28 protein-coding genes and 1 tRNA gene are annotated in these 22,016 nt (G+C 59.4%); 2 read left to right on the forward strand and 27 right to left on the reverse strand.

Translation table 11 applies throughout. From position 1 onward, the window contains the following. The 8 genes from D906_RS25745 to D906_RS25785 all read right to left on the reverse strand — a co-directional run. On the reverse strand, nucleotides 1–353 hold a 353-nt coding region (locus D906_RS25745), incomplete at its 3' end, for a carboxymuconolactone decarboxylase family protein (protein WP_110321043.1). A 249-nt stretch (nucleotides 354–602) separates the two neighbouring features. Then, nucleotides 603–890, reverse strand: coding sequence for a hypothetical protein (locus D906_RS25750; protein ID WP_097156209.1), 288 nt, complete (start codon nucleotides 888–890; stop codon nucleotides 603–605). Further along, complete coding sequence (locus tag D906_RS25755) at nucleotides 887–1,867, reverse strand: integrase domain-containing protein (protein WP_097156211.1); 981 nt, start codon at nucleotides 1,865–1,867, stop codon at nucleotides 887–889. Before D906_RS25755 ends, D906_RS25750 begins: the two co-directional genes overlap by 4 nt. 896 nt (nucleotides 1,868–2,763) lie before the next feature. Continuing rightward, complete coding sequence (locus D906_RS25765; RefSeq protein ID WP_054064129.1) at nucleotides 2,764–4,086, reverse strand: integrase arm-type DNA-binding domain-containing protein; 1,323 nt, start codon at nucleotides 4,084–4,086, stop codon at nucleotides 2,764–2,766. A gap of 449 nt (nucleotides 4,087–4,535) precedes the next feature. Next, nucleotides 4,536–5,057, reverse strand: coding sequence for a hypothetical protein (locus tag D906_RS25770; protein WP_097156208.1), 522 nt, complete (start codon nucleotides 5,055–5,057; stop codon nucleotides 4,536–4,538). Nucleotides 5,058–5,292: 235 nt separating this feature from the next. Further along, nucleotides 5,293–5,496, reverse strand: coding sequence for a hypothetical protein (locus D906_RS25775; protein ID WP_097156207.1), 204 nt, complete (start codon nucleotides 5,494–5,496; stop codon nucleotides 5,293–5,295). Between the two features lie 213 nt (nucleotides 5,497–5,709). Beyond that, complete coding sequence (locus tag D906_RS25780; protein WP_097156206.1) at nucleotides 5,710–6,288, reverse strand: hypothetical protein; 579 nt, start codon at nucleotides 6,286–6,288, stop codon at nucleotides 5,710–5,712. Nucleotides 6,289–6,372: 84 nt separating this feature from the next. Next, the gene (locus D906_RS25785) at nucleotides 6,373–7,158 is read right to left on the reverse strand and encodes a DUF3825 domain-containing protein (RefSeq protein WP_110321049.1); all 786 of its coding nucleotides are present in this window, start codon (nucleotides 7,156–7,158) and stop codon (nucleotides 6,373–6,375) included. 1,425 nt (nucleotides 7,159–8,583) lie between these two features. On the opposite strand from D906_RS25785, the gene D906_RS25790 reads away from it, so the two are divergent. Continuing rightward, nucleotides 8,584–9,255, forward strand: a complete 672-nt coding sequence (locus D906_RS25790) for a hypothetical protein (protein ID WP_097156205.1) — start codon at nucleotides 8,584–8,586, stop codon at nucleotides 9,253–9,255. Between the two features lie 369 nt (nucleotides 9,256–9,624). Further along, nucleotides 9,625–9,867, forward strand: a complete 243-nt coding sequence (locus D906_RS25795) for a hypothetical protein (protein WP_143503514.1) — start codon at nucleotides 9,625–9,627, stop codon at nucleotides 9,865–9,867. A gap of 491 nt (nucleotides 9,868–10,358) precedes the next feature. Here the strand turns inward: D906_RS25795 and D906_RS25800 are convergent, their stop codons facing one another. The 19 genes from D906_RS25800 to D906_RS25890 all read right to left on the reverse strand — a co-directional run bounded on the left by D906_RS25800 (nucleotide 10,359) and on the right by D906_RS25890 (nucleotide 21,980). Beyond that, a complete protein-coding gene (locus D906_RS25800) occupies nucleotides 10,359–10,778 on the reverse strand; it encodes a hypothetical protein (RefSeq protein WP_143503513.1) in 420 nt (139 codons plus the stop codon). 95 nt (nucleotides 10,779–10,873) lie between these two features. Next, on the reverse strand, nucleotides 10,874–11,485 hold the full coding sequence (locus D906_RS25805; protein WP_097156202.1) for a tail assembly protein: 612 nt from the start codon (nucleotides 11,483–11,485) through the stop codon (nucleotides 10,874–10,876). Between the two features lie 2 nt (nucleotides 11,486–11,487). Next, complete coding sequence (locus D906_RS25810; protein WP_097156201.1) at nucleotides 11,488–11,880, reverse strand: hypothetical protein; 393 nt, start codon at nucleotides 11,878–11,880, stop codon at nucleotides 11,488–11,490. 64 nt (nucleotides 11,881–11,944) lie between these two features. Further along, entirely contained in the window at nucleotides 11,945–12,883 is a 939-nt protein-coding gene (locus D906_RS25815; RefSeq protein ID WP_256579190.1) for a hypothetical protein, read from the reverse strand. A 3-nt stretch (nucleotides 12,884–12,886) separates the two neighbouring features. Then, nucleotides 12,887–13,486, reverse strand: a complete 600-nt coding sequence (locus tag D906_RS25820) for a hypothetical protein (protein WP_097156200.1) — start codon at nucleotides 13,484–13,486, stop codon at nucleotides 12,887–12,889. Then, on the reverse strand, nucleotides 13,483–13,785 hold the full coding sequence (locus D906_RS25825) for a hypothetical protein (protein ID WP_097156199.1): 303 nt from the start codon (nucleotides 13,783–13,785) through the stop codon (nucleotides 13,483–13,485). The genes D906_RS25820 and D906_RS25825 overlap by 4 nt, the downstream gene beginning before the upstream one ends. A gap of 336 nt (nucleotides 13,786–14,121) precedes the next feature. Continuing rightward, the gene (locus D906_RS25830; RefSeq protein ID WP_097156198.1) at nucleotides 14,122–15,921 is read right to left on the reverse strand and encodes a DUF927 domain-containing protein; all 1,800 of its coding nucleotides are present in this window, start codon (nucleotides 15,919–15,921) and stop codon (nucleotides 14,122–14,124) included. Further along, entirely contained in the window at nucleotides 15,908–16,798 is an 891-nt protein-coding gene (locus tag D906_RS25835) for a toprim domain-containing protein (protein WP_097156197.1), read from the reverse strand. Before D906_RS25835 ends, D906_RS25830 begins: the two co-directional genes overlap by 14 nt. Further along, nucleotides 16,795–17,022: a hypothetical protein gene (locus tag D906_RS25840; protein WP_097156196.1), complete on the reverse strand. Its 228-nt coding sequence runs from the start codon at nucleotides 17,020–17,022 to the stop codon at nucleotides 16,795–16,797. Before D906_RS25840 ends, D906_RS25835 begins: the two co-directional genes overlap by 4 nt. Further along, nucleotides 17,015–17,296 (reverse strand): hypothetical protein, encoded by a 282-nt coding sequence (locus tag D906_RS25845; RefSeq protein ID WP_097156195.1) that lies wholly within the window; start codon nucleotides 17,294–17,296, stop codon nucleotides 17,015–17,017. The genes D906_RS25840 and D906_RS25845 overlap by 8 nt, the downstream gene beginning before the upstream one ends. A 3-nt stretch (nucleotides 17,297–17,299) precedes the next feature. Then, nucleotides 17,300–17,644: a hypothetical protein gene (locus D906_RS25850; protein ID WP_143503512.1), complete on the reverse strand. Its 345-nt coding sequence runs from the start codon at nucleotides 17,642–17,644 to the stop codon at nucleotides 17,300–17,302. After that, nucleotides 17,641–17,856 (reverse strand): hypothetical protein, encoded by a 216-nt coding sequence (locus tag D906_RS25855; RefSeq protein WP_097156194.1) that lies wholly within the window; start codon nucleotides 17,854–17,856, stop codon nucleotides 17,641–17,643. Before D906_RS25855 ends, D906_RS25850 begins: the two co-directional genes overlap by 4 nt. Continuing rightward, nucleotides 17,853–18,146, reverse strand: coding sequence for a hypothetical protein (locus D906_RS25860; RefSeq protein ID WP_097156193.1), 294 nt, complete (start codon nucleotides 18,144–18,146; stop codon nucleotides 17,853–17,855). The genes D906_RS25855 and D906_RS25860 overlap by 4 nt, the downstream gene beginning before the upstream one ends. Further along, nucleotides 18,143–18,634 (reverse strand): hypothetical protein, encoded by a 492-nt coding sequence (locus D906_RS25865; protein ID WP_097156192.1) that lies wholly within the window; start codon nucleotides 18,632–18,634, stop codon nucleotides 18,143–18,145. The genes D906_RS25860 and D906_RS25865 overlap by 4 nt, the downstream gene beginning before the upstream one ends. Then, nucleotides 18,631–18,984 carry a hypothetical protein gene (locus D906_RS25870; RefSeq protein ID WP_076402512.1) on the reverse strand — a complete coding sequence of 118 codons (354 nt, stop codon included), beginning with the start codon at nucleotides 18,982–18,984 and terminating at the stop codon, nucleotides 18,631–18,633. The genes D906_RS25865 and D906_RS25870 overlap by 4 nt, the downstream gene beginning before the upstream one ends. Beyond that, entirely contained in the window at nucleotides 18,985–19,242 is a 258-nt protein-coding gene (locus tag D906_RS25875) for an AlpA family transcriptional regulator (protein WP_097156191.1), read from the reverse strand. It abuts the gene before it with no gap. A 131-nt stretch (nucleotides 19,243–19,373) separates the two neighbouring features. Next, a complete protein-coding gene (locus D906_RS25880) occupies nucleotides 19,374–20,252 on the reverse strand; it encodes a hypothetical protein (protein WP_097156190.1) in 879 nt (292 codons plus the stop codon). Nucleotides 20,253–20,429: 177 nt separating this feature from the next. Continuing rightward, nucleotides 20,430–21,743 (reverse strand): integrase arm-type DNA-binding domain-containing protein, encoded by a 1,314-nt coding sequence (locus D906_RS25885; RefSeq protein WP_097156189.1) that lies wholly within the window; start codon nucleotides 21,741–21,743, stop codon nucleotides 20,430–20,432. A gap of 161 nt (nucleotides 21,744–21,904) precedes the next feature. After that, nucleotides 21,905–21,980 (reverse strand) — tRNA-Thr (locus D906_RS25890). Between the last annotated feature and the right edge of the window lie 36 nt (nucleotides 21,981–22,016).

Below are 22,016 nucleotides of genomic sequence, written 5' to 3' on the forward strand. Positions count from 1 at the left end.
TGCTCGGAAAACTGCTCAAGCGCACTCGCATACAGGCTGTTGGAGATACCATGAGGCGGCAGTTGGGTTAGGGCTTCAGTCCACTCCAGCGCCGCCCGCTCTACTGGCGAAAACAGCCCTGACTCACGCCATACGGCCACGTGGTGAAGACGCAGCTCGCGCTCGCCATGGATCTTGGCCTCTTTCACATGCATATCCACGCAGAACGCACAGCCGTTGAGCTGCGAAGCGCGCAACATGATCAGGTGGCCAAGATCGGCCAGTGGCGGTTTCTTGCTCAGTTGTAGGGTGAGTTCCACCAGTTTGTTGGACGCTTGGGGAGACAGCTTGAAGTAATCAAGGCGGTTGTTCATGGGTAGTTGCTCGCAGTGGGTGGAGTTTGTTGGAGCCCACTGTAGCAACGCTTGGAATAGCCCCACAGGGCCAAGATGGTAGCTTCGAACTAGGCCATGTCTGTATCGAAGTACGCCATGAACACCCATCGAGCGGTATGGTCGAAGGGGCGCTATAGGCCGTTCATTGCCCTCCGCGAATGGCCGCAATGGGTCGAGAGCCGTCATTCAGGACTCGGCAGTTTTCCCGAATGCGGTTTGTCGTGAGTATCAATCATATCTTTGGCACTTGAAGACCCATGGCTTTTCTAAACGACGAGCAAGCAGCCGCACGGTCAACAGGTAGTAATACTGAGTCGCCTCGCATCGTCCAGCCAGGCGATGTTCAAGAAACCAAGCCACATGTTTTCTCCGCCAGGCCCAAGGTGTTTCGAGCTGCCAACGATCAGATATCTCCGCTTGGATGAGCTCTGCTTGCCGTAAATGGCGCTGCCGCGTTGCGTACGACCCCGTCAGAACCGCAGACAAGAACAGTTTCATGTCGAATGGTTTACTCACGCGCGCCCTCCAATGTAAGCAGCTACTACATCGATCCGACCGTGCCCCAGTTCGTGGCTGATTTGTCTCCGGGCCTCACTATCAAGGTTCCGATCTACCCGGCAACATTCTCCTCCGTTGATAGGCGCGCGGTGTTGAGTGATTTGCTCATAGCGCTTACATGCATACGCCGCCCGGAACTCATGGAAGCCCTTGAGGTTGTGTGCATGCAGGATGTCCCGCGCAGGGCGGACGATTTGTTGCAAAAGACTCAGGTAGCTTTCGTGTGGCGCAATCAGGTTGCGGCTACCCGCAGGTGACACCTTCTGTGCAAACCTAAGTGCGTCACGTATATGGTCATCCACCGTAATCCAACGGGGGGCAGAGGCACCGGCGCGGCCGCCTTTGGTGCCGTCCTGAATGTTTATCCTGCCTAGGTCGTCAGCCTCGCGGCTTAGCCGTGGCAGCTCAGCCAAGATGGCTTCACGCAAGCGCATACCGGTGGCTCGCGCCAACAGCACAATCGCGGCGGCGCGTTGATGATCTTGGCTGCACAGCGCATTGACGATCTCTTGAACCTGATCGCGGTCTTGGCCCTGCGGCACCGAGTGGCGAACCCCGGTGCGCTGCATGCCCAACGCCTTACTCGCGCTTGGCAACTTCACGTACTGATCACCGCGAAGCGCTGCCATGGTCCTGTTAACGCTAGATAGCCGGTTTTGTGCGGTGCTGACGGCGAGGTCACCGCGCCCAACTACGTCGCGCAGGTACGCTGCATAGTCGGCCAACACCTTCCGATCAATCTGCCGCGCATCATTGATACCGGGCCCCCATTCTGAGCGGCACCATTTGACGAATGCCTGCCACCGATCACAGTGCGCTTTGACCGTGCCGTAATGACCGCCGCCGAACATGTCTTTCAGCGCTTGCGGCCCTGCGTAACTTAACTGCCTGCCGTAACCGAAATTGCGGCCATCGCGTCTACCTACCAATGCCATGTCGATCACCTCATCGCCGCTTCTCTGATCCTCGCCCCACGTCATCCCGCCAAGAATGCTGAGTGTTATCAGGGATCAAGGCCCCTGCGACCTGTGGGGAATGTCCTCTACGCGGGACTGGCGACTCCTTACGACCGGGAGCAAGGGCATCTCATGAATCTGGCCTCCTTAACACCGTTTCCGGTGGGCGGGTGGAGGCAGTACTGGCTGACTAAACCAGCGCTTGAAGATCCTGAGCCGGGTGAACACAGCAATGCGATGACTGGGGCATGCCTGACTGTCAGTCAGGTGCAGTCCATTCCCTGGTCTGCGGCACCATCATCTACAGCGCTGTTGCTGGTGACATCGGCGTTTGTCACGCCGATTGTCACGAGGGGGAATGCCGCAAAGCCTTGTGCGATCAGGGCTGCAGCAGTGGTAGAAGTGCCCGTCTCTTTTCAGGAAAAGAGACGGGCACAGGTTGGCGCAGTATTCGGCCAAGCGGATAGATTGCTGCAGGGCAGCGAGGTACGGTGTATCTGGCGCACGAGCGCTATATGTGTAAGAGCATCCATCACATGGGTAGTGACCGGGCGAGCTGCCGGATGCGAATCGCCCTTGGGTAGAGCCACCGCGAGAGCGGCGTGACCTTGAAGGCTCGGGTCACCTGGGGTGCTGTCAACGACAGCCTTTGCACTGTCTTTTCTACGCCCGCAATCCGGGAGGGTCAAGCGACTCGCCCGCCGGATTTTGCAGTTGAAAATGGCATGGGGCGTGTACGGAATCCCGTGGTTTCCAGTGGCAGATTGAGTGCTTTTGATTTTTCAGATGAGGTCCATCCAAACAGGGCGGCTTTGCAGCCCTGTTTGGATGGACCCGCGTGGAAAGCGGATCACCGAAATTTCAAAGCCGTGCGCTCACTCGACTGCGCCACGCCTTGCTCGTAGGCTAGAAACGTTTGCCCCGGTCTGATTCGCGAACTCATGCGGCGAGATATGCTCCTGCCGGTTCGCTTCGAGGTAACGGCTCCACCAACTCATGATCATTCGCCGCTCCTCCAGGAACTCGGCCTTGTGGATATACGCCGCCCGAACATTGTTGCGCTCCCTGTGGCTCATCTGCCGCTCGATAGCCGTCTCTGACCAAAGCCCGGATTCGACCAAGGCACTGCACGCCATGGACCGGAAGCCATGCCCGCAGATTTCAGTCTTGGTGTCGTAGCCCATGTTCCGCAGAGCGCTGTTGACCGTGTTCTCAGACATAGGCTTCCACGAGCGAGCGTCACTGGTAAACACCAGATCGAAGTACCCCGTGATCGCATGAATCTGTTCGAGTAACGCCACCGCTTGCGGTGACAGAGGGACCAGATGGATATCGCCCGCCATCTTCGTCCCTCTGGTCGAATACGGAACGCCGTCCAACGCGGGTCGCGTATCCGGTATCTCCCATATGCCGCGCTTCAGGTCGAACTCACTCCAACGTGCGAAGCGCAATTCGCTGGAGCGCACGAACACGTGTAGCGACAGCATGACTGTCAGCCGAGTGAGCGTGCGTCCCTTGTAGTTCTCGATGCGATCCATCAACTCTGGCAGACGTGAGAGCGGGAGTGCAGGCCGATGCGTAACCCGTGGCGCGCTGATGAAGCCCTCAAGGTCATATGCAGGGTTCACCGTGATCAACCTCAGCCGCTTCGCCTCACGCATGATGCTCTGAAGGTAGTTTTGTACCCTTAAGGCCACATCGATCGTGCCGCGCTTCTTGATCGCCTCAAGCGGCTGCATGAGGTCGAAGGTATCCAGATCGACGATGGCGCGTGCGCCTAGCAGCGGGAATACGTGAGTCTTCAAACGACTCAGCACGGTCCTGGAATGGCCAGGCGCCCACTTCACGGACATTTCCTTATGCCAGTCCAAGGCAACGCGTTCAAATGTATGGCCTCTGACAACCGCCTCGGCCTTGGCCTGCTGCTTGGACGCAATCGGGTCAATGCCTTCAGCCAGCATCCGCTTAGTCTCGAGACGCTTCTGCCGAGCATCTGCGAGACCGATAACGGGATAATTGCCAAACGAGGTCAGCCCCTCTCGCCCATCCGGTTTCACATACCGGAAGCGCCAGCCTTTGCGGCCATTGGGGTAAACGAGGAGGTAAAGACCGTCACCGTCAAAAAGCTTGTACGGGCGGTCGGTAGGCTTGGCCGAGCGGCAAGCGGTGTCGGTCAGGGGAGCAGTAGTACGAGCCATAAGGGTAAACCCCTTTATCGAATCGACTTTATCCCAAACGTTACCCCTAAATCGGCTGGCAGCTGTCGGAATCCGACGGAACGCCATAACGAAAAAACCCGCCAGAATGCGGGTTTTACGGGGGTTCCAGAGATTTTGGTAGCCTTCGCTGGAACCTGAACTGGTGCCGGAGACAGGAGTCGAATCGGGCACCTTTAGCCCAGTAAAACAAGGCCTCCAGGTAGCATGAAGCCACCACTGTATACCTAAACATATACCTAAACCGAAAAGTACCCCGACGGTGAACCATGAACGAGCCCTCCTAAGAGGGCTTGTCATTACCCCTTCTTCGGGGCCGGTGGCGGCGGAGGTGGCGGGGGTACGCGCCTTGGTAGATCAACATCACTCTTGATGTTTCTCATCGGTGGCGGCGGCGGTGGCGGCGGCTTTTGCTCGGACATGAAGTGCTCCTATGGGTGGGTAGATATGTAGATCGGCAGGAAGGAGATCATCGACCAAATCACAGCGTAGATGACGTTCTTCGACAAACCGTCAAGCTCGTTGCTTCGTCGATCGTTGTTGGTGGCATTCCTCGTTGCTCCCATGACGTAGTAATCCATCATGATCTGCATGAAGAAGCTGTTTGCCTGCTCGACGCTTCCGTCGTAGTAATCGATCAGCGTCTTCCGATGTGCCTCTAGCTTTTCGGCCACCGGTATAGCGAGGTCATCGAAACGGACACGCCACGCCCAGGCGAAATGCCACATCGCTCTGACAACGAATATCCCTGCCCCGAAGTACAGAATCCAGAAGTAGATTCCCGCGGTGGTTTCTGTCGGCGGGGCTTTGGGAAGCAGGTAGGAGAGGAAGCTCAAAAGAGCTACGATCAACGCGAGCGGCAGATTCAGCCTGGAGATTAACTTCTCCTTACGGTCAGCCTCAGCGAGGTAGATCTTCTCGTACAGCTTGTACTCCTCATCATCGGACCTCATGTCACAGCTGCTCCCTCTGAACTTAGCGGCTTTGGGCCATCATCCTTCCTAAGCAGCTCGATGCCAAGAGCGTGTAACTGGACGATGCTTGGGGGGTTGTGTATAGCCATTGTTTAAGCGATGGCCAGGGGGTTGTGTATAGCCGGGCTTGAATACCCCAAATCGCTGGAGGCGCACAGGCGTTGCTATGACAGCAACCCCTCGCCCGGCCGGATGCCGGAAAGTTTGCCGGTATCTACAACCCCATCTGCCTGATGATCCTGCGCGGCTCCATCCCATCGCGAAGCGCCCTACTGGCGTCCATGGTCATCTGGTCGAGCGCCTTGCTCTCGAATGCCTCGGCCATGGCGGCGGCCTTCCTGACGATCAGTAGTGACAGCTCGGGCGGGAAGGTGATCGGTTCCGGGTCGGGTAGATAGTCGCAGTCGATAATGGACATGGTGCGGCCCTCAATGTGGTGGTGCCCAGGTGGGTGAGCTGTGCGCCGGACTATCTGATAACTGCCCAGCATCCGGGTAGTTTGCATCAGGTTGCCGAGCCACCTGGTCCGGCCTGCCGTCAAGATGGTAGACCTCCACCCAATCGATCAACTCTGTCCAGCAGCGGAATTGGAAGGGCCTGGGCTCCCCCCCACCTATGGCCCAAGCCTGGCTCACGTCTGGACAGAGATACGGAGCGCTCGCAATAAATCGATAGCGTCGCCCTGACACGCAGAAACCGAATAGTCCAACGGACCAGCACCGCAGGCCTCCCCAACAAGATCGGTATACTGAAATAGACTGGCAAAAAACCGACTCACTTCACCCGCCTCATGTTCGCCTAGCGGCTCTCCCTCCCGGACTGAATGCCAGTCCAAGTGTGAAATGAGCTTGTTCCGCGCCAGCATGATCAAATCTCGATAGCGTTCAAGCTCTACCGCTTGCTCTATCAGGTCTTGCGAAAGGAGCCCTAGGGACTTGAGGTCCTTATTCAAGCTCTCCACGGTCAAGTTTTGTCGACGCCCAGCACCCGCGGGATCAGTGATTTTGCAGATCTGCAAGATTAGGTGTTCGACGATAATCCTATTCAGGTCATGGAAAAATACCGGGGCCACACGTAACAAAACGGCATCCGTAGCCTCCCCTCCCTCATAAAGGGTTCTGTAGAGGTTGTAACAGTTGGTGATCCAGATGCACTCCTTCCGGAAATGATCGAACTTTTCTCGAAGCAAGGCCAAATGCTGGCTGCCCATGTCATGTAGCTCCTCACAACGTGGATGGCTCGCACAGAGCTAGGCTGATGCCGGCTGACAGCCAAGCATCAGCCTTCTGCCCGGTTAAGGGACCAGCCAGTCTCTGTCAGGTCTGGCCAGTTGTCTCGCATTGTTATAGGCCATATCCAGAGTCAAACAAGTGGACGCTCGATAAAACCCAGAAAACCTCTCAGCAACCAATGCCAAATCGGCCCTCGCAGGGTCAACAAGCGTAAGTGGCAGTAACAACTGTATAGTGCCTTGATAATATTGCGGGATTGCAGTTTTATAATTCCGCTTAACACGCTCCACTGCGGAGTCAATGGCGCCTTTGACTAGATTCTGTAAGCCGTATGGATTCATAGGCCGGAGCGCTTCTGGGAAACGGTCAAGGTTGTCAGCAATAATATGCTCAACATTTACCCGTAGTTCCTGACGAGCATCATATACCAAGCTGGCAGGATCTTCGTAGTAGTGCGCCATATCAGGAAGCTGGGAGAATCTATTCAAGTCCCACTCCCCCCGACGACAAAACTTCCAAAAATGCCAATACTGCCCAGGACCTTCCAGCTTGTTCTTACTGAAAAGGATATATACAGGCTCTTGTTTTGGAGTAATCAACCCCAGATTAAAACATGCATACTCCTCATCAGGAGTCACTGAAAGCTTTTTCTCTTCCGCAATCCTCCGATAGGTATAAGTCAAATAATTTCGAAGAACAGGTCGAGGATGAGAAGAATGAGTCGATTTATATTCCCAGTCCTCCAATTCAACTAATTTCGCCAGTTCTTCAATATTTTCGTCGAACCGCGGCATCATCACGAAATCACGGAAATGTTCAGGAAAATCGTATACAGAGTTTTTCGCCACTTAAGATGCTCCATGCGGGTTATGAAGGCCATTAGCCATCCTTACTAGGGTAAAGCTCAGTGCAAGCGAAATCCATCCTGCGCATTCTCGTCAGACGTGCGGGCCCACCCTAGCCTGGCACATGTTCGCTGCCTGGGGCAGGTAGTCCTGGGGGCAGGCCCTAGCGCCCGAACTTGCCCGGCTCTGTACCACGTCGAGAGCCAGCCCACCGTGTCGATTTCTACACAGAGTGTCGTTTTCCACACGCTGGCGCCCGTCGAGTCGATTGATATTGGTAGTTTCGCCGAGGCTGGCCAGCCCCAGGCAATGCCCCCAGCGTTCGGGATATCTCCGTCTCGGAGAGACCTTTGCTGTAAGGGCGTGGTGATATCCACCATCCCTAGCTGTGGTGGTGACCATGGCCCGCGGCGCAGGGGCAAGTCACTTTGACCGCCCCTTTTCGCGCCCAGCATGTCAGGTTTTGTCAGGCTCTGAACTACCCGGTTTCCCTTGACGAGCCCCCCGGAAATTCTTGACAGCTTCCGCTCTCGTAGGTCCGCCAGACTCGACGCCGGCCCTTCTACAGCAAGGCTTACAGCCGATCCTGCTCAAGCGCCAGCGGCGCAATCCGTCAAGACTGGTCAAGAATTTCCGTCAGGGATCTGTCAAGGATGCGGGACATTCTGGACAGGCGTTGGTCTGTTGGTCGACGACGCCGGCCCGCACGCCCCGCCCGAAGCGCTCCCCGATCCTGGTGGCCGCCTGCTGGTGCCGCGAATCCGTCCAGAGCCTGTCCAGAATCCGTCCCTCGGCATAAGACGGGGTTGCCCGCGCCAGCCCATCACGCATAGGTGCAGGTCAAGCCCGGCAAGTGATCCAGCGCAGAGGGCCACCGCTCACCGCCGAGTAGGGTCTAGCGCTGGTCTAGTTTCACCAGGCGATTCTGGACGAGCGTGCGGCCGGAGCAGCCCGCCACCAGACTGACAGCCAGCCATCACACGCCATAGCGCCAGCACCACCGCGCAACACCAGCGACGATCCGTCCAGAGCTGTCCAAAATCCGTCTTAGGCCAGTCAAAGGTTTTGACACGGACAGAGCCCCCACTTTGACGGCCTCCAGCCCCGGGCAGACCTCAGACGCCCGGCCACAGGCACCGCAACTATCGGTCTGGCCCGCATTCCGTCAAAGCGTGGTCAAAGTAGCGTCCAGCACCACCAGCAATGTGAGGCGGTGCCGACTGCCAGTTTTACCGGCACGCTCTAGCACCTGGCCTCGGGCACCTGGGCCAGGCGGGTTTTGTCTCATGCCTGTCTCACATTCGGTAAAGGCTGGGTAAACCTAAACCGGCGAGCGCCAGCATAAAAAATCAACTCACGCACGAAATTATCTTTTCGTGCGCAACATATGCATATAATGCGAAACCATTTTTTTTGGCGGGTAGGGACATGGCATTTAGAGCAGACGAAGCGGCACGCCTCCGATATGAAGAAGCGTCGAGATACCTGGTATCCAGGGAGATATGCGCCGACCCGTACGAGGCAGCGCGTAGCCGAGAAAAACTGGCGGAGATCATTGATGAGTTAGGGCCGGTCATTGACGAATACCCCTCGTGGCATCCCTTGGTGTCCAACCACGAGCCATCCGATCGCCTATGGGCCAGGCGGCCAAGCGATCGGTGCGGTTATGCTGGGCTTGATCACAATGTCTATTTGGCTAACGGCTTCATCACTTGCCCCTACCGGGAGCCTCAGAAAGTCATTGAAGCCGTGAATCAGTTGCCGCGTCACCAAGCAGCTCTGATCAGTGCTGAACAGCTTGACGTTCAGTTCTACCAGCCTAACGCCCAGCCAGTATTGATCAGGTGCGACTGGGGCATAGACCTTGATAAAGGCATGATTCCTCTCGCGGTTGCCATGCCACTGTTTCTGGAGAAAGAAGTCCCTACGTGGAGATCTTCGCAGGTGGCGGAAACTTGGGAGACGATGCGCCCGTACATCTTAGGCTCACCATATGGGCGCAGATCATCTCTTTTCGTAGGTCAGGAAACCGGCCAAGCGATGAAGAAGGTATGGGAAGCTCTCATCAACTCAGGAATGTTCGGGCCAATCTACCAATGACCCACAACCAGGTTCGCGACATGGGGTTGCGAACCAGCTGCGCACGCTGGCCACTCCTACGCAGTGGAGCCTGAGAAAACCTGAGATCGGATCGGCTGACGCTGGGCAGCGAGCATTGTGGTTTTCATGTGGTCATTCACTGCGGCATGGTGGTCACCGGAAGCCGCAATACCGTGGAAACCACAGTGGAAACCTCCACCTGGAATCATAACTTTTGATAACAGGCAGGCCGCCCAGGTTCGCACGGAAGGTTCGCGCATAGGGGGTTGCGAACCTGACTGCGAGCCATGGTTGCGAACAGGTAGGCGCGAGGCGGACGCCGGCGCAATGGCTATCATGGATATCTCGTCTACGTGGGAGGTCACAATCATGGCCATGTATCGCCTGACCCAGGCCGGGCACGAGCTGAACTACGGCTTTCGACGCAATGCGCGACTCGCGCTAGAAGCACTAGGCCCGACGTTCACAAAGGAGCAAGCGCTGGAAAAACTCCGCGTACTTCACGACCTGGGCCAGCTTGGCAAGGGCACACCTCAAAGCTTCTGGCACCGGTTCGCGTCCCTGGGCGCCCACTCCAAAAGGAAAACATTTATTGAGTCAGTGCCTCGCTGACTTGTGACCCGCACGCCAGAATGCGTACCAGCAGCGCGTACCTGGCTGCGTACCACGGCACAATCGCGCACGCCGACTGCGTGACGATCGTGCGTGAAGCGCTGCGCTAACCAGGCCCGGCACTGCCTGCTGGAGCTGCCCATATCGTGGATACCAGGGTGGATACCGGCTGATCTGTTCCGCGCCAGCGCCCCGTCCAGATGTTGACAAATGTTGACATCGGAGCGGCCCACCACCGCCCTCCAGCCTGTTAACAATCTGGCGCTGGGTGTATCGGGCACCACGGCCAGGCTGGTTACCAGGTGACCACTGTTGGTTACCACTACGCATGGCCAGCCCAGCGAGACAGACGATATGGTCCGAGTGAGACGCTTTGGTCTGTCTCGCGCCACAAAACGGTGGGGTCGCATTTCGTGGCGCGGTCCAATGGGGAGGTATAGGGCGCGTGGTTGTGCGCTTGGCCAGGCTGCCCGGTGCGTAGCCCACGCAAATCAGAGAGTGGTTGGCAAAAGGTCCACATCAGCCTCGCTACTCGTGAACACTCGATACCGCTTCGACTGACCAGCCTGAATTGTCACCTCCCTTTCTCTCCGCTGGGCAGCGGTACCGCAAAGCCCCGAACCGATCACGCCGGCACCGACCACAACTTCGCCGGCCGGTATCTTGAACGTTGCTTTTTCCTTGGTCGCCAACTTCGCAGCCAGTTGTCCATCGATGTAGATCGCCATGTCGCACCCCGAACTCACAAAGCCCGAGTCGCGCACAATTGTCAGCGAACCATAAGGGCCTGCTGGGTTGATCTGGAATGCATAGACCTTACTGGATGGCTTGGCGTCCGACACAGGCACAGGCGAAGTTGAGCAAGCAGACAATGCGCACATCAGCGTGGCAGACAGGACAATATTTTTCACGGTATGCATCCTCCTTGTGATTGGCCAAATCTACCACCTCGCGCTCATTGCATACTGCTCCAACTCGTCAGTATTCAAAGAACGAGTGACCCAGCTTAAGCCTTATCCTCTGCCACAATTGAAGCTGAAATGATTGCCCCACCCCACCGGCGCTCGCCGATACAGATCGGGACGTGGTTGCCGCTGGCGGTGGTGTTCCTGGCTGACCCAAACGCGTAACTTGGTAGGTTTTCGGGCGCACCGCTCTGTGACAAGCCTTTGGCCTGGGGGCTGAGCATCTGGATAACGCCGCCTACAGCAACTGCCAGCCCCATCTTCATCATAGGAACTCCGAAAGCCCCACCTCCCATTGCTGTAGCAACTGCCCCGACGACAATCATCACAGCACCAACGATGGTCTGAAGGGCTCCAGCACGTTTGCTGCCGGCAATCACAGGCACGATGCGCACTTCCTTCACGCCTCCACGGTCGAACTCATCTGCCCCAACGTTCTTGTGGTTCCTGAAGATCGCAAACCTCATGCCCAGCGCCTCAAGTCGCTTGATCTCCCGCTCAAAGCCTTCCAGCGTTGCCTTCAAGGCCCGAAACACCTCCCAGGTGTTTTGGCTGTCCAGCAGGTAGTCCTTCTTGCGGAAGAACTTCCGAATCAGCGGGCCCGACAAGTACACAGTGGTCATCTCTGGGGTACTACGAACAATAGCGGCCATCGTTATTTCTCCTCTGCGCCAGCGGCGCTTGATTTGGGAACATCGGCGCCGATCAGCTCGGCAAGGATCATGCGAGCGGCCATCGCATCCTCTCGGATGGCCTTTTCACGTTCCGGATCAGGGTTCCAGGCCGCGCAGTGAAAGGTCACCTCGGCACGGGCACACTTGCGCTCCGGTGTTGCTTGCCAAAGCTCCGCCGCTATCCTTGCCTCTTCCTCGGTGAAGTACGGGCCATCGAAGTCCTTACGCCCACCCTTCACGATGTCGCTCACGTTCCAGACCTTGTAACCGGCCACCATTGTTGGGTGCTCGTCAAAGTCCGTGCTCTTGCACGCCTCCGCAAAGCGCTCACGGTGTGTTGGCTGTGAGGTGCTGCTGTTGCTTGGTTCTGTCATGTGTACCTCTGGCGCCGCTGGCGCTGGTTATGGGCAGTTGCCCGTGGGTAGTTGATGGGGCTGATCACCCGATCAGGTTGCAAAGAATTGCCTCTGACTCCGCCATGTCGTCGCGTTGGCTGGCGACCAGGTAGCGGAACACGGCCAGGGCCTCGGTCTTGTCGCGGGGTCTGATCTGCGCCAGCAGGCCGAACACGAACCAATCACGCGCCGTCGCGTCGGGCGGCCCGTCGCTGGCATCCCGGTCTACGGCGTTGCGCAGGCGGTAGAGCTGGTCCCAGTAGCTCAGCTCGTACAGGCAGTCAGCCAAGGTGTGCGGCAGCAGCTCAGGGTGGGCGTGGAACCGGGCAGCTACCTGGTCCTTCTCGAAGTCACCGAATTGGCCGGTATCCCGCAGCCCGCGCAGCGCATCGATACAGAACGATTCCGCCTCGGTGTCGGCCAGCAGGTCGTCACCGAAGCGGGCGGCGCCCTCCTGCCTCAGCCGGTGCTGCTCGATGGCCCGAGTGGCCAGCGCATCCAGGTCAGCGAAACCGAACGACGACATAGCAGCGAATAGGTGGCCGGGGTTGGTGGCCACCAGGTAATCCCGGTACCGCTTTTCCAGCACATTGAGCGGTGTCTTGATCTTCTTGGCGCCCTCCATGGCCCGGTCGATCAAAGCCGCCTGACCGGTGCTGATGATCGAGCGCAGCCACAGCACCGCATCCACCTCCTTGTCGCCGGTAACGGCCTCCTGCGGCGGCAGCTCGGGCACGCTCGGCAGCGTCTCGGTGCTGGCGCTGATCGGCGGCAGGGTGAACAAGGCGCGATGCTGCTCGTTGTCTCGGAACGCCCCGGAGCGTGAAACCAGGGTCTTCACCGTTCCCAGCGGCAGGCCGGTGATCTCGGCCACCTCACGCAGCGAGTGGCGACGGCGCAGGTCCAGCACCAGACGGCGCTGATCGTCTGAAACCCGGTGTCTCATTTTTTCGGCTGAATCAGCCTGTTTCAGCATGACCATGGCTTACACCACCCTCAGCTTGGGTGACAGCTTCGGCCCGAATGGCGCCCCAGGTGCGAAGGGGTCAGGCAGCACCCCATCGGGACAATCCCTGATGAAGTCCGCCATGGCCGCATGGCAGGCGTTGAACAGCGGCGCGTCATTCCACTCCTGTGCCCGGCGTTCTGCGCTGTCCTCCAGCGCATGGGTGAACACCAGGCCTTCCAGGTTGGTGACGCCCTCCCGCCTGGCCTGCTCGCGCTCCACCGTGTTCACGCTCAGCAGGTCACACAGGCGTTCGAAACCCAGGGCGCTGGCTAGTCCGTCATGGTCGAACAGCAGTGACTGGCCAAATCCCGCCAGCGCCACCACGGCCTTGTCGCGTTCATCTGATCGGTGCGTCTGCGCCCGCTGTTCCAGATCGGCAATGGCCTGGCGGGTGAACGGCAGGAACGCTTTCAGCTTGCCCGCCTGGCGGCGTAGAGCACGTCGCTCAGCCTGGATCGAATCCAGGTTGCGGCCGATGTTGCGGCAGATACGCCGGGTGGTGATGAGTTGCGTGCTGGCGCTGATACCTGGCTTCGCGGCGATATCGCACAGGCGCATGGTCGGTGTGGGCGTCATGGGTGTGCCTCCATGGGCGTGTTGTCGTAGGTGGCGCGCAGCTCGGTACCGATCAGGCAATGGCGACCACCAGGCGCATAGCAGCCCCGGCAGGTCATCACGTGGCTTATGTACCGGTCGCGGGCCTGGCGCCATTCAGGTGTGGCATTGGCGGCGTTGGTGTAGGGGCCGGATGGCAACTGGGCAGGTTCGACCAGCACCAGGTGCGGACGAACCGGAGCACGCTTAGCCATGGGGGGGTTGCCTGCGCCAGCAACGTTCGGCGGCATGTGATTGAGCAAGTTGGACAGGAGGCTCATGGCGCCACCTCCCCCGGATTTCCGTAACGCCCAAATGTGTCTGTGAAAAAAAATCGGGGGAACGGGGGAACGCGGGGAACACCCAGTGTTTCCGGGGCCTCCAGAGGGGGTACGTGTTCCCCACCCGAAAAACGGGGGAACAGTGATAACCAAACATCAGGAAAGGCACAGGCGCTTATATTCAAAAACATGTTTGTGTTCCCCCTGTTCCCCAACGCTTCAATAAGGGGGAACGGCTACAGGCCGCATATTTGCTGGCTGTTCCCCCGTTCCCCCTGTTCCCCACGTTTTTAGGTTCCTGTGGATTCGGGCATTGGCGTTGGATGGTGATGACGGTCATAGGCCACCGCCTTCGCTATCCATGGCGTCGGGATCGATCACATACAGGCGGGCAGACCCACCAGCAGGCAGGCGGTACTTCTTGGTCCTGCGGCTGTCCCGGTCGGTATCGTGCTTGGCGAGAGCACCAGCGCCTTCCAGCGCCTTCACGACACGCGCCAACCCATGCCCATGGGCGGCCTCAGTCAGTGCGGACTTGTTAAACAGGTACAGGCGCTTGGCGCCCACCACTTCCCAGTACCCGGCGCGGTTGAACACCTTGGTGTCCGGCGTCTGGTCTTCTACGTCCGAAAATCGGCTGCTGCCGTGCTTGTCGATGAAGTCGAGGATGCCGGCCAGGATCTGGCGGTCCTCGGCGTTGCCACCGCCCACCCGGCTCAACCATTCGCCATACAGCAACTGGCAGTCGGCCAGAGCGGTACCCGGCGTCCAGGGCAGCAGGCCATAGGCAATGGCCATCTCCCCCGCCAGCGCGATCACCGCGAAGCGATCCGCCACCCGCCCGGCCTGAGCGTTGTCCTCGACGAACTGGGCGCGGATACCGGCGAAGTCCTCCAGCAGGCCGGGGCGGTCATCGCTGGCCAGCAGCTTCTCCACGAAGGCTGGCCCGATATGGCCATGGTTCGCTCCTACGGCCACCGTGAGCTGGCGATGGAAGTCGGCGCCCTCCAGGCCGTGCAATTCATCGAAGGCTCGGTGCGTGCGGGTACCGGCGTTCACATCCACCATGCGCAGCTCAGCGCCAGCATGGGCGGCGTTACCGCTGATGGCTGCGTGCTCGGATAGGGAACGCTCGCCGCTGGAAAGCGCCAGCAGGCGCCAGCTCAGTTTGCCGCGGGCTTCCCGGTCGCGGGTCATGGTGCCCTTGCCCTGGCCGTTGGCGAGGGAGTAAGCCATTTCCTGGACGCGCTTGGGGTCGGCCCGCTTGATCTCGTCCAGGGGCAGCATGGTGTCGTTACGGCTGGACGCCTCGATCTCCAGGCCGCCCTTGGTCATGTCCCACGACGCGGCGAATATGCCGGGGTCACCCCATACCGACGAACCGATCAGTTGCGCCAGCGACTTGCCACTGGAGCTGTCGCCCACCAGGTGAACACCGCCACCAAGCACGCCCACCAGGCTCAGCAGTGGGCCAGCGAGGGCGCAGCCGATGGCCAGGGTGAGCACCGGGTTGCCCTCGCACTTGGCCGCCACTTCGGTCTTCCAGCCGTCCAAGCTCCCCCGCACGCTGAACAGGTTCTGCCCCTTGGCGCTGGCCTGGTAGCGCACTTTGTCGCTGCCAATGGTGCGCCCAGGCAGCACAAAGGCACCTGACTCATGCCAGCCGGGCCGGCAGGTGGTCGAGAACACCTCTGCAGGGCGCTGGTCCAGCAGGTACTCCATGAACTGGCCGCGCTTCTTCAAGGCGATGATGACACCCATGCCGAACAGCGTCCGCCTGGCGTCCTCGCCGCTCCCGCCGAACACCTCCATGGGAATGATCCATTCCTTGGGGCCGCTGTCGGTGAGCAGGCGCAGAAACCGGCCTTCGCTGCCGTCATCGCTGTTGGTGGTGCGAGCGGCGACGGTCACGGGCGTGGCGATCCACTCGTCAGTGATCGGGCGGTCGGCCTTGTCGTCGTCGCTGTCATCGTCGCCGGCGCTGCGCTTGAAGCCGTGCCAGTACACGCCGGGCTTGAGCCTGCGGCCCTTCTCATTGGTTACCCAGTGCTCGTACACGCCCCAGCACGGGCGATCAGGCTCGACCTTGGGCGCTTCGGGGCGCAGGTTGATGACGTTGGTATCAGGCGGGCGCATGGCGGCACCTCCAGGCGGCGAGGTCGTTGAAGTCGGAAAGGGTGAGCGGTGCGTCGGCTGGCCACTCGGGGAAGGTCACCAGGCCGCCACATGCGGCTGCGGCGTCATGAGCGGCTGTGCGCCCCGGGTTGCCCTTGCCTTCGGCCTCGGTTTCGCGGTCGTCGTCGCCGGCGATGATGATTTCGGTGCCGGGGTGGTCGGCCCGTAGCGCCAGCGCCACCGGTTTCAGGTTCCCGGCATTCATCGCGCAGGCGACCGTGTAGCCGCTTGCGTGAAGCGTTGCCCCCGTCGCCCAGCCTTCGCAGATGCACAGCGGCCTGCCCGGCGTAATGCGCCCCAGTGGCGAATAGGCGCCTTTGATCCGGCCGCCATACAGAAAGCGCTTGGCGCCGTCCGGGGCGATCCGTTGCAGGTTCACCAGCACACCACCGGCATACAGTGGGATCAGCAGGTCTTCACCACGCAGGCGCAAGCCGTGGGCACGAATGCCCTTGGCGACCAGGTAGGGGTGGGCCGGGTCAGCACGGCGAGCGTCACGCCACCAGCGTTGTGCCAGGCCCGCCGCTTTGAGCTGGCGCCGCTGCCGTTCGGCCTCCCGCTGGCGCCGGGCCTGCTCGATGCGCTGGCGCACCTGCTCGGCTTCGCGGGCGTCCACCGGCTCACGGCTACACCAGGTGCTGGTGCCGCCCGTCTTCCAGCTCCCGAACGCGCCCGAGGCAATGCCATCGGTAAACAGGCAGTACCAACCGTTGAGCGTGCCGGGCTTGTCCCCGGCGACGTGGAAGCGGTGGATATCGCCATCGTCCAGGGGCAGCCAGTCGAGCGGCCCATAGGCCAACTGGAGCACATCACGGAACAAGATCACAGGATCAGTCATGCGGCCCCCTGTGGTGGTGTGAAACGCTTGGCCAGCCGCTCGAGTTGATCGGTCAGACGCTCCAGCTCGGGACGGTGACGGCCTGCGTCACCCACGGCAATGCGCAGTTCCAGGAAGCCCACTAGGGTTTCCACCAGCAGCGCATAGCTGGCGCTGTCGATGTGGGCGCCAGCAGTCGGCGGGTCACCGGTACCCTTGCGGCGAATCGGCATGACCTTACCCATGGCTCACCCCCTCGACGCCAGCGAAGGCCCGGCAGACCTGGCCGTTGTTCACCGCGTGCCAGTAGGTCAGCTCGTCCAGTGAGTCGACGAGACAAGCCGTCACCACGGCCACAGCACTACGCAAAACTACGCGCCCGCATTCGGCGTCGGCCTGGCTCAGGAACGGCCCCAACAAGGCCCGATCGGCCTTCGGATGGCTCACGTAAAACAGCTCGGTGGCTTTCTTTGGGCAAGCCGATCCCGTCAGCGCTTGCGCACTGTTTTGATTTTGCATGGGTTACTCCCCGTCGAAGTCGATAGGCGCGAAGCGCTCGGTGCCGCTGCGCATTGCTCGTAGGCCCAGGGCGGCGGCCTTGGCCACGGCGTCTGCAAAGCCCAGCTCTAGATTGGTGGTACGACCGCCCATGTCGGTGATGGCGAACCTGATGGCCTCATACGCCGCGGTTTCATCATTGGCCGACAGTTCGGCAATCTCACTATCGAAAAAGGCGATGCCCTTTCCCCAGTCAGCCGCCACGCCAGGGTTATTGCGTGGCCAGTTGACCATCCGCCCACAATCGTCGCGGCTAGTGAAAGTGAGATCGTCCCGACAAGTAATGGGCGCTTTGTTTACGGCACTCATAGCTCACCCCCTTGCTCAGCAATTACGCCGTCCAGCATTTCAGCCCAGGCCATGGCGGTGTGCTGCGCCATCACTGCGGTGACACGGGCGACGATGACTGGCGTGGTCGGTGCGGCAATCACCGCCAGGGCCATGCTCAGAAGCACCAGCACGCTTTGTACGTCGCGCAGATCGTCTTGGGTGTCGTCAGGCATGTGGATGATGGAGGTCATACGATCACCTCATCATCCATTCCGGCACGCTCGCCTACAACGCCATACGAGGCTCCCAGGTGGCGATGAGCCCAGCAGAAATTACGGCTGAAAATTCGGACCTGCTCCAGGTGCCGTGCAATGTCGCACATCGGCCCTTCCGTATGGCTCGAACACATGGGGTAGAGCAGCTCGTAAAGCTTGTTGAATTCATCCCTGGCAAAGTTCATCGAACACATGGCTCGGGCGTCGAGCACCGCCTCTGAAAGCACCTCACCTTCAAGGGTCGCAACGCTTGGGAAGTTGTTCATTGGGTACCGCCTTGCGCTTCCAGGGCGCGGGCTTTTGCCATGGCGGCGTTGTAGCGCTTGAGGCGCGTGGCAAGACTGGAGTCGGCGTGAAGGGCAGCGATCGCCATTGCGCGGTGCGCGGCAGCACGAAGTCGAGACGGATTGAGGGCGTATTGCATGTGTGTAGCTCCAACTTGAGATGTGGAGCTGCCACGAACCGTCGCCAAACGATTAAGGGTGGCAGCCGTACGCAGGTTGGCGAACCGGGCAAGTTGGCACCCGGCAGACCCGAAGGTCTCCCACGTACGGCCACCATAAAGCAGCATTGCAAGCACAAAAAAAGCGCCAGCAATGGTCATGGGGCGCTTGTGCGCCAACTTGAAGTTCAGGTCGCCAAACCTGACCGCTGAATTTGCAACGGCAGCCGGACGATACATGCGGGTGGGAGTCGATGCAAGCCCCTGTTTCAGATTGAACAGCAGTTGCATTGGGCGAAGGACGTAAGTCATGCGGCCACCCGCTGGCGTTGTTTCAGCGGCGAGCAAAGCATGTCCAGCACGACGCCGGCGCGGCTGCGCTCACTGGCAGGAAGGGTGTACCGGGTCACGGTGCAAGGCTCGCCCCAGTGATTCGGGACGCGCTCGAGCTGGCGCTGGAACTTCAGGCCATAGCCATTGGCCAGGCTGCTGATGGTCGAGTGCAAGCAGTGGTCGCCTAGGCGCTCGGCCTCGAAGCGTTGCAAGCTGCCGTCATTCAGCATGTACGCCAGTACCCGGGCGATCTTGCTCGGCGGCGTGCTGGTGGTAACATTGCCTTGCGACGGGCTGGCCTGCTTACTTTGGGGCTGGCTCTTTTTCATTTAGGCCACCTCGCGCAACGCGATTCGCTGGCGTACCCACAGTTGGATTTCAGCCAGGACAAAGCCTACAGGCGAGCCACGCGACTTGCTGTTGCTCAGCGATACGGGCTTGGGGAAAGTAGGATCATCCTTGAGGCGCTTGTAGACGGTGGCGCGGGCCAGACCGGTGATGGCCTCTACCTCAGGGAAGCGAATGATGGTGTTGGCAGGATCGAACTGAAGGGCGGCCCCTACCTCGATTTGGCGAATGTTGCGCATGGCTGTATCCCGTTGTTGATGACGAGTACAGGTTGATGATTCGAAACGGCTATCGGCAGTCCTGCATGCGCGCAGAGAGTACAGTCAGCGCGCAAACTGTACAGCCTGCACGCACAGCGCCAACGCTCGGTTTAGGTCCTTGATCGCTCGTGAGTAGCGATCCACCCGTACAGCGTCCTCTCCGTCACGCCATATTCTTTATGCTTAGTACGAGCAAACGCAGCTCGACTACTGAAATTTGCCCCAGTAGCATCCCAGCACGAGAGCGCCTTCAACTTACTCTCGCCTGTTTCTTTATGACGAGCACTAGCTGCAAGGCTAGCGGAGAGCGACAACCTTTTCTTTGCCAGCGCCTCGACCCTTTCAGGTAGTTCTTTCTCATTTAACTGAAGAAGGAACATAGCCCTCTTGGACACTTCGTGCTGTTCCTTCAACTCTTCGGCTCGGCAAACAGCCTCCATTATGTCTACAGCGTCGTTGGCTAGAGTGTTGAGGCGTATCATCGGGATGTCGTCTTCCAGGAAGCTAGGCCATTCGTTGTGCTGGAATGACCTGATAGCCTGGCCGATCAGGGTTAGGGTCAAGATTGCGATGTACTCGTACGCCTGCGCGCCCGGAAAGCTCTTGTCGTCGAGATCGAATCCCTTCATCGCTTCTTCTAACGCTTCAAGTGGCCGCGTATTCTCCTCAGTGGGATAGTCGAACTCATTTGAATCAATATCATAGTTGTGATCGATCAGTTCTCGCAGACCGTGTTCCGTTCGATCCTCGTAGCGAAGAAAACGAAGTATCGAACCACCAGTCTGTACTTGACGAACAATCCAAGCCTCCTTTTCTGCGTAGAAGTATTCGCTGGTGAGCCACTCGATGGTTGAACACGCTTCTCTAACCTGACTTTCGGATCGACCCCGTATCAGGTTCCTGGCTCGCGCTTGCATGACGCGCAGCCTATCTATCGGCACATTCGGGACATTATCCTTAAAGGCATCAAACTCTTTGTCCGTATCCACGATTACCGCCTCCCACAGCGCCCGGTGATGAAAGCTGGCCAGCCAGGCGGATGGGTGTCCGATCTTCGCCCCGTCGGGCTAGGCTGGCCAATACACGATACCTGCCCGAATACTGGCTATCCGAACAGTAATGGCATTCAGTCTATATCTGTCTCCACGCCCAATGGAAGGTCCGCATCAGGCCCTCTTGATCGGCACCACATTGGCATTCTGCTCAGCACGATGCGCATAGTCGTATGGGGTGACGTGCTTCTCGCGGTTCGCCTCGAGGTAGTCCGCCCACCACTGAACCATCAACCGGCGCTCCTCGATGTACTCAGCCTTGTGGATGTAGGCCGCTCGCACGCTATTGCGTTCTTGGTGGCTCATCTGACGCTCTACTGCGTCCTTACTCCACAGCCCCGACTCGACCAGGGCGGAGCAGGCCATGGCCCTGAACCCATGCCCGCAAACCTCCGTTTTGGTGTCATAGCCCATGCGCCGAAGCGCCTTGTTCACCGTGTTCTCGCTCATCGGTTTCCAGTGGTTGCTATCACCCGCAAACACCAGGTCGAAGCGTCCGGTGAGCTGGCGCACCTGCTCGAGCGTGGCCAGGGCCTGGCGACTGAGAGGTACCAGGTGGGGCGTGCTCATCTTGGAGCCTCGGTGCGAGTTCTTCACGCCCTCGATCTGCTGGCGCTCGCCGGGGATTTCCCACATGGAGCGACCGGCGTCGATCTCTGGCCAGCGAGCAAACCGCAGCTCACTGGAGCGGATAAAGACCAGCAGGGTGAGTTGGGTGGCCAGCCGGGTCAGCGGGCGACCGGTGTCGCTGTCGATTCTTTGCAGCAGCTCAGGCAGACGATCCAGCGCCAGCGCAGGCCGGTGGACAGTCTTGCGTGTGGCGGTTGCACCCTGGAGGTCCACCGCTGGGTTGGTGTCGATGTGTCCGTGCTGGACAGCCATGCGCATGATGCCGGTCATGTACTGCCGTAGCCGACCGGCAGTATCGAGAACTTCGCGCTTCTCCACTGCCTTGAGCGGCGCCAGCAGGTCGCGGGTCTTCAGTCCTGCTACCGGGCGCTGGCCCAGGGCCGGGAGCAGGTAAGTTTCGATCCGCCGCCACACCGTCGCGGCATGACCTGGGGACCACTTCTTCGAACAGGCCTCGTGCCAGTCCTTAGCCAACACCCCGAAGGTATTGGCTCTGGCATTCGCCGCCTCGATTTTCCCCTGCCTGGCGCTCTCGATAGGGTCTTTACCATGCGCCAGCAACTCCAGCGCTTCGGCCCGGCGCTCACGGGCAGCTTTGAGCGTCAGCGCCGGGTAGTTGCCGAAGGTGGCCAGCCCCTCCCTGCCATCCGGGCGCTTGAACTTCATGCGCCAGATCTTGCTGCCGTTCTTCTTGACCAGCAGAAACAGGCCCTGGCCGTCAAACAGGGTGTAGTCCCTGTCCCGCGGCTTGGCAGCCTCGCATTTGGGGTCTGACAGGGGCGTAACGGTGCGTGCCATAGGTATACGTTTTCTCGTCGAACCGGCGTATACCCTAACGTATACCTAAAATCGGTATATGCCTAGAGACAGAACGAGACAGGTAGAAACAAAAAAGCCCGCACTTGGCGGGCTTTTCAGGGGGTTCCGTGTACAAGGAGAGACGTATTGGAACAGCTGGATGGTGCCGGAGACAGGAATCGAACCTGCGACCTTCGCGTTACGAGTGCGCTGCTCTACCGACTGAGCTACACCGGCGTGTAGCGCAACGTACCACTGCTAACACCCGCAACG

It is taken from the genome of Pseudomonas sp. LAIL14HWK12:I1, from assembly GCF_003202095.1.
In the GTDB taxonomy this organism is placed as follows: domain Bacteria; phylum Pseudomonadota; class Gammaproteobacteria; order Pseudomonadales; family Pseudomonadaceae; genus Aquipseudomonas; species Aquipseudomonas monteilii.

Coding starts and splice junctions, on each gene's coding strand:
- D906_RS25835 (WP_097156197.1), bottom strand. CDS start 16,798: ATGACTGATCCTGTGATCTTGTTCCGTGATGTGCTCCAGTTGGCCTAT.
- D906_RS25790 (WP_097156205.1), top strand. CDS start 8,584: ATGGCATTTAGAGCAGACGAAGCGGCACGCCTCCGATATGAAGAAGCG.
- D906_RS25850 (WP_143503512.1), bottom strand. CDS start 17,644: ATGAGTGCCGTAAACAAAGCGCCCATTACTTGTCGGGACGATCTCACT.
- D906_RS25815 (WP_256579190.1), bottom strand. CDS start 12,883: ATGGTCATGCTGAAACAGGCTGATTCAGCCGAAAAAATGAGACACCGG.
- D906_RS25855 (WP_097156194.1), bottom strand. CDS start 17,856: ATGACCTCCATCATCCACATGCCTGACGACACCCAAGACGATCTGCGC.
- D906_RS25780 (WP_097156206.1), bottom strand. CDS start 6,288: ATGGGCAGCCAGCATTTGGCCTTGCTTCGAGAAAAGTTCGATCATTTC.
- D906_RS25805 (WP_097156202.1), bottom strand. CDS start 11,485: ATGGCCGCTATTGTTCGTAGTACCCCAGAGATGACCACTGTGTACTTG.
- D906_RS25795 (WP_143503514.1), top strand. CDS start 9,625: ATGGCCATGTATCGCCTGACCCAGGCCGGGCACGAGCTGAACTACGGC.
- D906_RS25885 (WP_097156189.1), bottom strand. CDS start 21,743: ATGGCACGCACCGTTACGCCCCTGTCAGACCCCAAATGCGAGGCTGCC.
- D906_RS25825 (WP_097156199.1), bottom strand. CDS start 13,785: ATGAGCCTCCTGTCCAACTTGCTCAATCACATGCCGCCGAACGTTGCT.
- D906_RS25770 (WP_097156208.1), bottom strand. CDS start 5,057: ATGAGGTCCGATGATGAGGAGTACAAGCTGTACGAGAAGATCTACCTC.
- D906_RS25860 (WP_097156193.1), bottom strand. CDS start 18,146: ATGAACAACTTCCCAAGCGTTGCGACCCTTGAAGGTGAGGTGCTTTCA.
- D906_RS25775 (WP_097156207.1), bottom strand. CDS start 5,496: ATGTCCATTATCGACTGCGACTATCTACCCGACCCGGAACCGATCACC.
- D906_RS25875 (WP_097156191.1), bottom strand. CDS start 19,242: ATGCGCAACATTCGCCAAATCGAGGTAGGGGCCGCCCTTCAGTTCGAT.
- D906_RS25870 (WP_076402512.1), bottom strand. CDS start 18,984: ATGAAAAAGAGCCAGCCCCAAAGTAAGCAGGCCAGCCCGTCGCAAGGC.
- D906_RS25810 (WP_097156201.1), bottom strand. CDS start 11,880: ATGACAGAACCAAGCAACAGCAGCACCTCACAGCCAACACACCGTGAG.
- D906_RS25765 (WP_054064129.1), bottom strand. CDS start 4,086: ATGGCTCGTACTACTGCTCCCCTGACCGACACCGCTTGCCGCTCGGCC.
- D906_RS25755 (WP_097156211.1), bottom strand. CDS start 1,867: ATGGCATTGGTAGGTAGACGCGATGGCCGCAATTTCGGTTACGGCAGG.
- D906_RS25845 (WP_097156195.1), bottom strand. CDS start 17,296: ATGCAAAATCAAAACAGTGCGCAAGCGCTGACGGGATCGGCTTGCCCA.
- D906_RS25820 (WP_097156200.1), bottom strand. CDS start 13,486: ATGACGCCCACACCGACCATGCGCCTGTGCGATATCGCCGCGAAGCCA.
- D906_RS25830 (WP_097156198.1), bottom strand. CDS start 15,921: ATGCGCCCGCCTGATACCAACGTCATCAACCTGCGCCCCGAAGCGCCC.
- D906_RS25865 (WP_097156192.1), bottom strand. CDS start 18,634: ATGACTTACGTCCTTCGCCCAATGCAACTGCTGTTCAATCTGAAACAG.
- D906_RS25840 (WP_097156196.1), bottom strand. CDS start 17,022: ATGGGTAAGGTCATGCCGATTCGCCGCAAGGGTACCGGTGACCCGCCG.